We start from the raw sequence: 12,372 nt of genomic DNA on the forward strand, positions 1-12,372 counted from the left end.
AGGATGCCCGGTTTGGGGGAGCCTTCCTGTGCCCCCGCTTAGCCCTTCCTTAAAGCGACCATAAGGATCTCCAGGATCGGCCTTCGGCCCTCAAATTCGCTGTTCAGCGGGGCTAGCGTGCTTCTCGCAAGGCGGGGCTGCGTGCCGTCTGCGCCGTACACCGGGGGACGGCGCAGGGTATGTGTCCCGACCCCCCACGGCCCGTCTTGCCGCCCTCCCCGCTCGACGTACCTGATGAAGGAGACCCCCACGATGACCGCTCGTCGCACGGCCCGTCCCACGGCCCGTCGCAAGGCCAGTCGCAAGGCCACCGGGATCGCGCTGGCCGGCCTCGCGCCGCTCGCGCTCACCGTCGTGAGCGCGACTCCGGCCGCGGCGCACGGTTCGATGTCGGACCCCGTCAGCCGCGTCTCGGCGTGCTACGCGGAGGGGCCCGAGAGCCCCAAGTCCGCGGCGTGCAAGGCCGCCGTGCAGGCAAGTGGCGCACAGGCCTTCTACGACTGGAACGCGGTGCGGGACGGCAACGCCGGCGGCCGGTCGAAGACGAAGATCCCGGACGGGAAGCTGTGCAGCGGCGGCGACGACAAGTACAAGGGGCTGGATCTGCCGCGTGCCGACTGGCCGTCGTCCGCGATGCGGGCCGGCAACCGCACCTTCCACTACAAGGCCACCGCCCCGCACAAGGGCTCCTTCGAGCTGTACCTCACCAAGGCAGGCTATGACCCGACCAAGCCGCTGAAGTGGTCGGACCTGGAGGCCAAGCCGTTCGTGAAGGTGACCGACCCGACGCTGACGAACGGCGAGTACGTCTTCGACGGGAAGGTGCCGCAGCGGTCCGGGCGTCATCTGATCTACAGCATCTGGCAGCGCTCGGACAGCCCGGAGGCGTTCTACACCTGCTCCGACGTGGTGTTCGGGAAGGACAGCGGGCGCGGGGCCGGTTCCGCCGCCGCACCCGCGCCGACCGCGTCCGCGCCGACGGACTCCCAGATCGCGGCCGGGGCGGACAAGTCGTCGATGGACATGAGCCATCACGGCCATGGCGCGGGCGCCGCGCACACCGACGCGGCCCCGTCGGACGGCCACGCGCCGGGCGACGCCGCCCAGGGCAGTGGTGCCCAGAGCAGTGGCGCCCAGGGCGGTGGCACGCACCCCGGTGGTGCGCACCCCGACGGCGCCGCCCGCCCGGCCGACGGCACGCGGCTGGCCGAGACCGGCGGGGACGCCTCGACCGCGCCGGTCGCGATCGGCGGCGCCGCCGTCCTGGCCGCGGGCGCCGCGCTCCTGTTCGCCACCACCCGCCGCAAGGCAGCCCGGCGCGGCTGATCCCGTGCCGCCGGTCCGCCGGCCGGCGGCACGCGCGCCGGGGCCCACTGCGACGGTCCCCGGCGCCCCGCGGCGCCGCCCCCGCCCCACCTCGCAGGGGGCGGCGCCGCACCGTCATGCCCCGCCCGGACCCTGGGGCGGCAGCGGCCCGATGATGTCGTTGGCGACATGCTGATAGATCACCGAGCTACGGCAGTCGACCACCTCGCGGCGCTTGAAGATCTCGTCCATCAGCAGCCCGTGCAGCCGGTCGACGTCCGGTACGGCGACATGGACCTGGAAGTCGTCGCCGCCCGCCACGACATAGACGTTGAGCACCTCGGGCAGGGAGACCAGGAACGCCTTGAAGCGCTCGATGAGTTCGCGGTTCAGCGGGCGGATGCGGATGCTGAGCAGGGCCTGTACGGGGCGGTTGAGGGCGCGCAGGTCCACCGTCGCGCGGTAGCCGGTGATCACGCCGCGGGCGCGGAGCGCGCGGACCCGCTCCAGGCAGGTGGAGGGGGCGATGTTCAGCTTGCGGGCCAGTTCGCGGTTGGTCTGCCGTGCATCGCGCTGCAGTTCGCGGACAATCGCCGAATCAATGTCGTCCATGGTGTCCATGGTGCGGGCTGCACCGAATTTCGTTCGACGAGAAGCCAAGTCGATCATGTTGACGGTTACGTTCGGCAACTGTGACCGCACAAAAGACAACCCTTCCCGTTTCTGCACGGCCGGATGTACGGCGGCTGGGCGTCGGTGGCGGTACCGCGCTGTGCGCGGGTGCCGTGCTCGGCCCCGGTGTGCTGACCCTGCCGTCCCTGGCCGCCGACGCGGCGGGCCCCGCCTCGGTCCTGGCCTGGGCCGTCCTGCTGGCCATGTGTGTGCCGGTGGCCGCCTCCTTCGCGGCGCTCGGCGTACGGTTCCCCGACGGCGGGGGCGTGGCCACCTTCGTCCACCGGGCGATCGGGCCGCGGGCGGCGGCCGTCGTGGGGTGGTGGTTCTACGGGGCGGTGCCCATCGGGGTGGTCTCGGCGGCCTGGATCGGCGGGAAGTACGTGGCCGACGCGGCCGGTTGGGGCCAGGCGGGCGCGGCGGCGGTCGGCGGGCTGGTGCTGGCCGGGGCGCTGGCGTCCAATGCGTTCGGGCTGCGGATGTCGGGGCGGGTGCAGCTGATGCTCGGCGGTGTGCTGGCGGCGGTGCTGTTGTGCGCGGTGGCGGCGGCCGCCCCGCACGTCACCGCCGCGCACTTCACCCCCTTCATGCCCGGTGGCTGGACGTCGGTCGGCTCGGCGGCCTCGGTGCTGTTCTTCGCGTTCGCGGGGTGGGAGGCGGCGAGCCATCTGTCGGGCGAATTCGCCGACCCCGGGCGGGACCTGCCGCGGGTGACCCGTAACACCCTCGCCGTCGTCGGCGTGCTCTACCTCGGTCTGGCCCTCGCCACGATCGGCGCGCTGGGTCCGGCCGCGGCCGGTACCGACACCCCGCTGACCGATCTGCTGGCGCAGAGCGTGGGCGTCGCGGCCCGCCCCGTCGCCGCGGCGGCGGCGCTCTTCCTCACCTTCGGGGCGGTCAACTCCTATCTGGCCGGCGCCTCCCGGCTCGGTGCCGCGCTCGGCCGGGACGGGGCGGCGCCCCGCTGGCTGGCCGAGGGCGGCGGGCCGGGCGAGGTGCCGCGCCGCTCGCTCGCGGTGCTGGGCATCGCCGCCGTGCTCGTGGCGGCGGCGGCCCGGTGGGGCGGCGCCGGTCTTCCCGTGCTGATGGAGGCGACCGCCACCTGCCTGGCGGCCGTGACGCTGGCCGGTCTGGCCGCCGCGCTGGTGCTGCTGCCGCGCCGCACTCCCCTGTGCTGCGGCGTGGCCGCCAGTGCCGTGCTGACGACGGTGGTGCTCGCGTTCTCGGGACGGCTGCTGCTGATTCCCGTTCTGCTGGCGGTGGCCGCGTTCTCCTTTCTGACGCTGCGCCGGGTGCGCGGGGGAACGGGGCGGCGGGTCAGCGGCTGAGCCGGCGCAGCAGTCGGACGTACGGGCTCCAGCGGGCGGGCGGGCGACGGTGCCCGTGCAGGCTTGGCGGAGCGGTGCACGGATGCGGTGCTGGGCGCCGCCGAGGGGGCGTCGCCGGCCGGTTGACCCGACGGCCGGGCTCCGGCCGCCGCGCCGCCCCGTACGGCAGGGCTTCGGCGCCGGGCAGGCGGGCGAACCCGGCGCCTGGGCTCCGCCGAGGGCGGCGATCGGCTCCCGTGGCGGGGCCCGCGCCTCCCGGGAGGAGTCCGCGGGCGGCTTCCCGGCCGGGCGGCAGTGGTGGATGCGGTGCGCCGGCCCGGGTCAGAAGGCCGATGCGCAGGTCGTCGGGGTGGCGTGGGCGGGGTCGAGGGCGTTGGCCGTTTCGTGGAAGGCGATGCGGTCGACGGTGCCGATGGCCACGTGCTCGGACAGGTCCACGGGACACAGGTCCTGGAGCACGACGTTGCGGACATCGGGGCCGTCGAGGAAGCCCGAGCGGTACGGCGTGACGACCTCGTCGTACTTCGTCGCGATGACCGTGTAGTGCACGCCCGGGACGGTGTCGCCGCCCTCGTTGAGGCGGTTGAGGGTGTCGGAGCCGGCGATCTGGTCGGTCAGACCGGGGGTCAGTTCGCCGAGGTACTTCTTGGCGTCGGGGAAGTGGTCCAGGAGGCGGGTCAGGCCGTTCAGGTCGGTGCCGTGGTTGTCGGGGGCCAGGCCGACCAGCGTGTTCACCTTGTCCGCGCCGCCGTGGAACTTGAGGTAGACGCGCGGCATCATGCCGCCCTGGGAGTGGCCGACGAGATCCGCCTTGGGCGCACCGGTGGCGGCCAGCACCCGGTCGACGTAGGCGGCGAGCTGCCGGGCGGACGCGTCGACCGGCCCGAGGCCGTAGAAGAGCGGGACGCCGGGCAGCCGGCCGTAGTCGAGGGAGAAGACGCAGTAGCCACGGGCGACCAGATAGGGCGCGAGGCCCAGCCAGTTGTCGACGGAGTTGCCGAACGTGCCGTGCACGAGGACCACCGGGCGGGGGTGCGCGGCGGAGGGTTTGCAGGAGAAGTTGTTCCAGCCGCTGCCGGCCGCGGCGGCGGGTGCGGGGGCGGTTGCTGCGGATGCGGGGGCGGTGGTGACGCCGAGTGCCAGGGCAAGGGCGGGCAACAGGGCCAGCGTTCGTGACCAGCGCAGCTTCATACGATGCTCCTTGCGGGGTGAGGGGACTCCGAAGTGCTCGGTGAGCCGTTCACCTGCGATCCGGATCGCAAGGGCCAACGCAGTTGACTGTCTAGTAAGTTACGGCTGGGTAAGCAGAATGGACCAGTCGCACGACGGTGAAGGAAGCGACACGCAACCTTCACCGGACGTACAGGTATGCGACGTTCCGACGCAGGGCGGCCCCGGGCGTCGCGGCCGGGCCGATTGTCAGAGATGTCCCGTAGGGTCGAAGACGATGCGGGCGACCACGGGCGACCGCGCGTGACGAGGGGAGACGGTGATGGGGACGGCTCGGCAGCCACAGGGCACGGACACCGCACAGCTCACGGAGGTGACGTCCGCGGCCGAGCTGCGGGATCTGGTCGGCGAACCGAGCGCACACGCCGCGCACAAGACCCGGCATCGGCTGCACGCCCTCGACCGGCAGTGGCTGGCGCGGTCACCCTTCTGCCTGATCGCCACCTCGGACGCGCAGGGCCGGTGCGATGTCTCGCCCAAGGGCGACCCGGCCGGGTTCACCCATGTCCTGGACGACACGACACTGGTGATCCCGGACCGCCCCGGCAACAGACGCGTGGACGGGTTCCTGAACGTCCTGGCCAATCCGCAGGTCGGGCTGCTCTACGTCCTTCCGGGGCGCGGCGACACCCTGCGGATCAACGGCCGCGCCCGGCTGCTGCGGGACGCGCCGTTCTTCGACGAGCTGACGGTCAAGGGCCACCGCCCGCGGCTGGCGCTGCTGGTCGAGATCGAGGAGCTCTTCTACCACTGCTCGAAGGCCTTTCTCCGGTCCGATCTGTGGAAGCCGGAGACCTGGGAGCCGGATGCCCTGCCCCCGCGAGCCCGGATGGTGAAGCAGCTCGAGGCCACGGAGATACCACTGGAGGAGCTGGAGGCTCACTACGGTCCGCGGTACACGGAGCTGCTCTACGGCGGCTGAGGAGCCCTACGCCCACCGGGCCCCGCGGCCGGGTCCGGCGCCGGCTCCCGGCCCGGCGCCGCCGCCGAGCTTCGCCGCCGGGTGTACGGCGCCGGTCCCGAAGCGCGCCCTGGCTCGGTCGACGGCCGCCTCGATGCGGTGCGCCTTGTCGTCGACGGGGTCGAACGTCAGCTGGCGCGCGGCGCGTTCGGCCCGGCACAGATCCTCCGCCCGCAGCGCCAGGGACCGCACGCGCGCCCGCTGCAGGCCGAGCGCGGCGTGCAGCGCATAGGCCGCCGCGGTGAGCGCGGGGCCGTGCGCGGTCGGTTCGGCCAGCCGGCGGGTGCGGGTCGTGGTGGAGCCGTCGGCGTAGCGGACGGTGAGGGTGAGGGCACGGGCCACCCGCCCGCCCGCGCGCATCCGCGCCCCGAGGTCGTCGGCGAGCGAGAGCAGGGCGCGGCGGCGGCGTACGGGGTCCAGTTCGTCGTGCACGAAGCGGTGTTCGGCGCCGATCGAGCGGGACGGGGCGTTGGGCGTCACCGGCGTCGGGTCGATGCCGCGGGCCCGCTCGTACACCGCGCGGCCGGTCTTCGCGCCGAGGATCCGCTGGAGCGTGGCGGGCGGCGCGGCGGCGATCCGTTCGATGCTGTCGAGTCCGTACGCGCACAGGGTGCGCGCGGTCGCGGGCCCGACGCCGTACAGCGCCGAGGCCGGGCGGCGGGCGAGGAAGGAGGCGACGGAGGCGCCGTCCGAGGGGGCGGACCGGATCTCGCCGGGCGGCGCGCCCTGGGCCGCCATCCGCGCGAGCAGCGGGTTGGCGCCGATGCCGATCGTGCACCGCATGCCGTACCACGCCAGCGCGCGCAGCCGGATCAGCTCGGCGATGCCCGCCGCGTCCCGGTCGAAATAGCGCAGCGCCCCACGGACGTCGACCAGCGCGGCGTCCGGCGGCAGCGCCTCGATCACCGGCGTGAACTGCGCGAGGAGTCGGAGCAGTTGCTCGTACCGGCCGGCGCCGACGGGGGTGGCGTCGGCGGTCCGGAAGCGGACGTGGAGCGTGCTTGCACCGGGAGGGCCCGGGGGCACGGCGGGCGATGTGGTGTTCATCCCGCGCTCCCCGGGCTGGAGTGCCACAGCTTGCGGCCGGTGGCGGCGCGTTCGCCGGCCGGCTGGAGGTCGGCCCACGGGTGCATTTCGTAGCCGGTCTCCAGGCGGATGGTGCGGCCGGGGGCGGGGGACGGGGCGGCGTCCGGCCCGGGTTCCCTTCCCGGTTCCTCCGCGGGCGCCGCGGCCGGGCGGTCCGGGCCCGCGGCCAGCCGCGCGGTGACCGCCTTCAGGCCGCCCTCGCGGCGCAGTTCGGCCAGTTCGGCGAGGTTCCAGGCGGCCGCGCCGACCACGCTGAGGCTGCGCGGCCCGCGGCGCTGGACCGTCCCGCGGACCAGCAGCAGCCAGGAGTGGAAGACGGTGTGCGCACACGCCTCGTGACTGTCCTCGAAGAAGGCGCAGTCGACCAGCCCGGTGGTGTCGTCGAGGGTGGTGAAGATGACGCGGCGGCCGGAGCGGATCGGCGGGGTCTGGGTGGCCGCCTTGGCCCCGGCGACCAGCACCGTCTCGCCGTGCCGGGCACCGCGCAGCAGCCGGGCCGGCAGGGCACCCAGCTCCGTGAGGAACTCCCGGTGGTCGGCCATCAGATGGCGGGAGGCGTCCATGCCGAGGACGCCCAGCTCGGCGCTGAGCCGTTCCACATCGCTCAGGTCGGGCAGCCCCGCGGGCTCGACCGGATCGGTGTGCGCCTCCTGATCCGTATGCAGCGTCAACTGTCCTCCGGGAGCGCTCCGTTGACGGTGCTGCAGCTCGGCGATGTGCAGCAGCAGATCGCGCCGGTTGGCGCCGAAGGAGTCCAGCGCGCCGACCCGGGCGAGGCGTTCGGCCACCGGGCGGGACGGCCGGGCCCGCTGCCACAGGTCCTGGAGCGAGCGGTAGGGCCGCCCGGCCTCGATCCGCCGCGCCTCGGCCTCGCTCATCCCGTGGACGTCGCAGAGCGCGAGCCGCAGCCCCCAGACGCCACGGGAACCCCCCGCACCGGACACCAGTTCGATTCGATGGGCGACCGCCGACCGGTTCACATCCAGCGGCAGCACCGGTACCCCGCGCCGCCGGGCGTCCGCGAGCAGCAGCCGCTTCGGGTACATCCCGGGGTCGTGGGTGAGCAGCCCGGCGTAGAAGGCCGCGGGGTGGTGGGCCTTGAGCCAGGCGGACTGGTAGGTGGGCACCGCGAAGGCGACCGCATGGGCCTTGCAGAAGCCGTACGCGCCGAAGGCCTCGACGATCTCCCAGGTGTGCGCGATCACGTCGGAGGGGTAGCCGCGCCGCTCGGCCCGCTGCGCGAACCAGGCGCGCACCCGCCCCTGGAGTTCCGGATGCGACAGCGCCCGCCGCTTCTCGTCCGCCTCGTCCCGGGCGCAGCCCGTCATGATCCGCAGCGTCTCGATGATCTGCTCGTGGAACACCACCACCCCGTACGTCTCGCGCAGCGGTTCCTCCAGGTCGGGGTGCGGATAGCGGACCGCCTTCCGGCCGTGCCGGGCCTCGATGAAGGGCCGCACCATATCGGCGGCGACCGGCCCCGGCCGGAAGAGGGAGATGTCGACGACCAGGTCGTGGAAGGTGGCGGGCTGGAGCCGGCCGACCAGGTCGCGCTGGCCGGGCGATTCGATCTGGAAGCAGCCGAGCGTCTCGGTGGAGCGGATCAGGTCGTAGGTGGCCCGGTCGCCGGGCGGCACCTGCGCGGGGTCGTCGAGGTCGATGCGGCGTCCGGTGGCCCGGCCGATCTCGGCGACCGCATGCGCCATCGCGGACTGCATCCGCACGCCCAGGACATCGAGCTTGAGCAGCCCCATCTCCTCCACGTCCTCCTTGTCGAACTGCGACATCGCGAGGCCGCCGCCGGAGGCACCCCCGCCCGCCCCCGGGAGGCCGCGGGACACCTCGCCGCCGGTGGGCACGACGGGCGTACGGTCCAGCAGCGTGGCGTCGGAGAGCAGCACCCCGCACGGGTGCATGGCGATGCCGCGCGGCAGCGCGTCCAGCGCCTCGACCAGCTGCCACAGCCGCTCGCCGCCGGCCTCCTGTACGCCGCGCAGTTCGGGGAGTTCGGCCAGCGCGGCCCGTGCGTCGCGGGCGCGGATGTGCGGGAAGGCCTTGGCCAGGCGGTCCACCCGCGCCGGGTCCATGCCCATCGCGGCGCCCACGTCCCGTACGGCATGGCGCACGCGGTAGGTCTCGGGCATCGAGACGGCCGCGACCCGCTCCTCCCCGAACCGGTCGAAGATCGCGCGGTAGACCTCCAGCCGGCGGGCGGACTCCACGTCGATGTCGATGTCCGGCAACGCCGCCCGCCGCTCGGACAGGAAGCGCTCCATCAGCAGCCCGTGCTCGACGGGGTCGGCGTGCGCGATGCCCAGGAGGTGGTTGACCAGGGACCCGGCGCCGGACCCGCGGGCCGCGACCCGGATGCCCATCTCCCGTACGTCGTCCACGACCCGGGCGACCGTCAGGAAGTACGAGGGGTAGCCGAGCCGTTCGATGGTGCGGAGTTCGTCGTGCAGCCGCTCCCAGCGCGCGCGGTCGCGGTCGTAGCCGCGCAGCACCATCGCGCCGGCGCAGCGGGAGCGCAGCACCCGGGCGGCGGTGCGGCGGTCGGCGCCGACCAGGCGGGGCTCGGGGAAGTGGATGCGGCCGAGCCCGATGTCGTCCTGGGGGTCGACCAGGCACTCGCCGGCGGTCTCCTCGGTCACGGCGAGCAGCCGGTGGGCGAGGTCACGGCGGAACCCGGCCGCCTCGGCGATCCGCTCGGCGGCGTGGCCCATCTCGGCGGCGCCCTTGAGCCAGCGCTCGCCGCCGTCCCGGGCCTCGGGCCGGCGCCGGTCGACCGGGACCAGGCGGCGGGCGGAGTCCAGGACGTCGGCGACCGGGCCCTGGCCGGGGTCGGCGTAGCGGACCGCGTTGGTCAGGACGGCGCGGATGCCCCGATCGACGGCGAAGCCGAGGGTGCGGGCGGCCAGCCGCGGGGAGCCGGGGCCGCTGCCGGGACGGCCGTGGTCGACGACCTCCAGGCGCAGCGCGTCGCCGTACAGCTCGCGCCAGGGGGCGAGGAGGCGGGCGGCGCGGTCCGGGCGGCCGGCGGTCAGCGCCCGGCCGACCTCGGAGTCCGGGCCGAGCAGGACGGTCAGACCGTCGGTGGCCGATTCCAGGGCGTCCCAGGGGACCGTGGGCCGCTCCCGGCGGCCGGCATGGGCGGCGGAAATCAGCCGGCACAGGGCGGCCCAGCCGGCTGCGCCGTCGCGGGCGAGGAAGACGACACGGGCGCCGGACTCGTCGACGAAGGCGCCGCCGCGCACCGGGGTACGGCGGCGGGCGGTGGCGGCGCCGGCTGCGCGCGCCGGCTCGCGTTCCGCCACGGCGAGTTCGGTGCCGAACAGGGGGCGGACACCGGCCCCGGCGGCGGCCTTGGCGAACCGTACGGCCCCGGAGAGGCCGTCCCGGTCGGTCAGCGCGAGGGCGTCCATCCCGCGTTCGGCGGCCCGCTCGGCGAGCCGCTCGGGGTGGGAGGCGCCGTAGCGCAGGGAGAACCCCGAAGCGGTGTGCAGATGCGTGAACCCGGGCATCTACACCTCCTGCGCCTCATCTGCCCCCCGGCTAATCCTGAGTACCCCTGGTTTCTTCCTCCACCATAACGCGTAACTCGAACATTCGTACGAACATATGCCCGCACGGCGCGCCGTCACCCCGGTCCCCGCCGCCCCGGTCCCCCGCCCCGGCCTTCCGTCGATCGGCCCCGTCCGATCTGCGCACCCCCGCCACCGCCCGGAAGATATGGGCCATGGCCACCACGGACGACGGCACCCGTACCCGCATGACCTTCCTCGAGGAGGTCAAAAGCGCGGTGACGACCCGGGCCGCGCTGCTGGTGGTCGGCGTTCTGGGGCTGATGGTCGCGTTCATCACGTCGTACGCGGGCGCCTTCCACCACCCCCGGCCGACGGATGTGCCGCTCGGCGTGGTCGCCCCCGCGCAGGCCGGCGGGCGGGTGGTGGCGCAGCTCGACCGGCTGCCCGGGTCGCCGCTCGATCCGCGCACGGTGGCCTCGGAGCGGGAGGCGCGCCGGGGGATCGCGGACCGGACGATCGATGCCGCGCTGATCGTCGATCCGCGCGGCACCCGTGACCGGCTGCTGGTGGCGAGCGGCGGCGGTGCCTCGCTCTCCCAGGCCGTCGAGGTGGTCGTCCGGGCGGCGGAGAAGTCACAGCGGCGCACCGTGCGGACGGTGGACATCGTCCCGGCCGCCGGCGGTGACGCCCGCAGTCTGACGTCCTTCTACCTTGTCGTGGGCTGGTGCGTCGGCGGCTATCTGTGCGCCGCGATCCTCGCCATCAGCCACGGCGCCCGCCCCGCCAACGGGGCGCGGGCGGTCATCCGGCTGGCCGCGCTGGCGGTCTATGCGGTCGTCGCCGGGCTGGCCGGTGCGATCGTCGTCGGCCCGGTCCTCGGCGCGCTGCCCGGCGGCATCGCCGAGTTGTGGGGGCTGGGCGCCTTGATCGTCTTCGCCGTCGGGGCCACCACGCTGGCCTTCCAGGCGCTGCTGGGCATCATCGGCATCGGCCTGGCGATCCTGGTGATCGTGGTGTTCGGCAACCCGAGCGCGGGCGGCGCCTATCCGTACCCGCTGCTGCCACCGTTCTGGCGGTCGATCGGCCCCGCGCTGCCACCGGGCGCGGGCACCTGGGCGGCGCGCTCCGTCGCGTACTTCCCGGGCCATGCGACGACCGGGCCGCTGCTGGTGCCGGCCGCCTGGGCGGTGGGCGGCGTCGTGGTCACCATGGTGCTCGCGATGCTCCGCACGAAGGACGACGGCGGGAACGGCGGCAACGGCACCGGCAACAGCAACAGCAACAGCACGGACAGCGGCGGGGCGCGGCGGCCCGCCTGAGCCCGGGGCGGCCGTGCGCCGGGCGGCCGCGTGCCCGGCGGACAGCGCCGCGCGCCCCGCGCACCCGGGAAGGGCACGGCACCCGCACGTGCTGCGCCCCTCCCGACGCCACACGCGCGGGCACCGCGCCCTTCCCGCCGGCACCCGGTCACCTCCGCGGAGGTTTCAGCCGGCTCACATGTGGGTGCCGCCGTCGATGCGGATCTCCGTGCCGGTGATGAACGCGCCGTCCTGCGAGGCCAGCATCGCGATGACACCCGCGACGGTCTCCGGGCCCGCGAAGCCCTGGCCGATGGCCGGGGCGAGCTTGGTGAACAGGCTCATGTCGGCGTCCTCGGGCAGCCCCGGGCCGCGGCCGCTGGTCATGTTGCTGGCGATGGAGCCGGGCGCCACGCACACCGCGCGCAGCCCCTGCTTGCTGTACTCGCTCGCGATGGCGTGCGTCATCGACTGGATGCCGCCCTTGCTCGCCGCGTACGCCGACATGTACGGGTGCGCGAACGAGGCCGAGGTGGAGCTGAAGTTGACCACCACCGGGGAGTCGCCCTCCAGGAGGGCGGGCAGCGCCTCACGGATCATCAGGAAGGTGCCGGTCAGATTGACCGCGATGATCTTGTTGAAGAAGTCCAGGCTGGTCTCGTGGGTGTGCGAGGAGCGCAGGATGCCGGCCGCGTTGACCAGGACGTCCAGGCCGCCGAGACCGGAGACGGCGGCGGCGACACCGGCCCGGACCGCCGCCTCGTCGGCGATGTCCAGCGGCGCGGTCACCAGGCGGTCGGCGACGCCGTCCGCGGCGGCGCGGTCGGCGGTGAGCTTGAGGCCCGCCTCGTCGATGTCCACCGCCACGACCCGGCCGCCCTCGGCCAGGATCCGGTGAACGGCGGCCTGGCCGATGCCCGAGCCGGCTCCGGTGATCAGTACGCGGCGTCCGTCAAAGCGGTTCATGG

9 protein-coding genes are annotated in these 12,372 nt (G+C 74.3%); 4 read left to right on the plus strand and 5 right to left on the minus strand.

From position 1 onward, the window contains the following. Nucleotides 1–252: 252 nt before the first annotated feature. Nucleotides 253–1,326: a lytic polysaccharide monooxygenase auxiliary activity family 9 protein gene (locus tag AC5677_RS08830; RefSeq protein WP_497194462.1), complete on the plus strand. Its 1,074-nt coding sequence runs from the start codon at nt 253–255 to the stop codon at nt 1,324–1,326. A 114-nt stretch (nt 1,327–1,440) separates the two neighbouring features. Here the strand turns inward: AC5677_RS08830 and AC5677_RS08835 are convergent, their stop codons facing one another. Further along, nucleotides 1,441–1,917, minus strand: a complete 477-nt coding sequence (locus AC5677_RS08835) for an Lrp/AsnC family transcriptional regulator (protein ID WP_497194463.1) — start codon at nt 1,915–1,917, stop codon at nt 1,441–1,443. A gap of 80 nt (nt 1,918–1,997) precedes the next feature. Here AC5677_RS08835 and AC5677_RS08840 point away from each other — a divergent pair, with 80 nt between their 5' ends. After that, the gene (locus tag AC5677_RS08840) at nt 1,998–3,305 is read left to right on the plus strand and encodes an APC family permease (protein WP_497194464.1); all 1,308 of its coding nucleotides are present in this window, start codon (nt 1,998–2,000) and stop codon (nt 3,303–3,305) included. A gap of 321 nt (nt 3,306–3,626) precedes the next feature. On the opposite strand, the gene AC5677_RS08845 is transcribed toward AC5677_RS08840, so the two are convergent. Next, nucleotides 3,627–4,496 (minus strand): esterase/lipase family protein, encoded by an 870-nt coding sequence (locus AC5677_RS08845; RefSeq protein ID WP_497194465.1) that lies wholly within the window; start codon nt 4,494–4,496, stop codon nt 3,627–3,629. Nucleotides 4,497–4,797: 301 nt separating this feature from the next. On the opposite strand from AC5677_RS08845, the gene AC5677_RS08850 reads away from it, so the two are divergent. Further along, the gene (locus AC5677_RS08850; protein WP_497194466.1) at nt 4,798–5,457 is read left to right on the plus strand and encodes a pyridoxamine 5'-phosphate oxidase family protein; all 660 of its coding nucleotides are present in this window, start codon (nt 4,798–4,800) and stop codon (nt 5,455–5,457) included. A gap of 6 nt (nt 5,458–5,463) precedes the next feature. Here the strand turns inward: AC5677_RS08850 and AC5677_RS08855 are convergent, their stop codons facing one another. After that, nucleotides 5,464–6,543, minus strand: a complete 1,080-nt coding sequence (locus AC5677_RS08855; RefSeq protein WP_497194467.1) for a DNA polymerase Y family protein — start codon at nt 6,541–6,543, stop codon at nt 5,464–5,466. Then, nucleotides 6,540–10,103 (minus strand): DNA polymerase III subunit alpha, encoded by a 3,564-nt coding sequence (locus AC5677_RS08860; protein ID WP_497194468.1) that lies wholly within the window; start codon nt 10,101–10,103, stop codon nt 6,540–6,542. Before AC5677_RS08860 ends, AC5677_RS08855 begins: the two co-directional genes overlap by 4 nt. 215 nt (nt 10,104–10,318) lie before the next feature. Between AC5677_RS08860 and AC5677_RS08865 the strand changes: the two genes are divergently transcribed. Beyond that, on the plus strand, nt 10,319–11,425 hold the full coding sequence (locus AC5677_RS08865; RefSeq protein ID WP_497194469.1) for a DUF3533 domain-containing protein: 1,107 nt from the start codon (nt 10,319–10,321) through the stop codon (nt 11,423–11,425). Nucleotides 11,426–11,599: 174 nt separating this feature from the next. Here the strand turns inward: AC5677_RS08865 and AC5677_RS08870 are convergent, their stop codons facing one another. Continuing rightward, nucleotides 11,600–12,370 carry an SDR family NAD(P)-dependent oxidoreductase gene (locus tag AC5677_RS08870; protein ID WP_497194470.1) on the minus strand — a complete coding sequence of 257 codons (771 nt, stop codon included), beginning with the start codon at nt 12,368–12,370 and terminating at the stop codon, nt 11,600–11,602. Nucleotides 12,371–12,372: the final 2 nt, after the last annotated feature.

The sequence above is a fragment of the Streptomyces sp. JLSY215 genome (assembly GCF_059682825.1).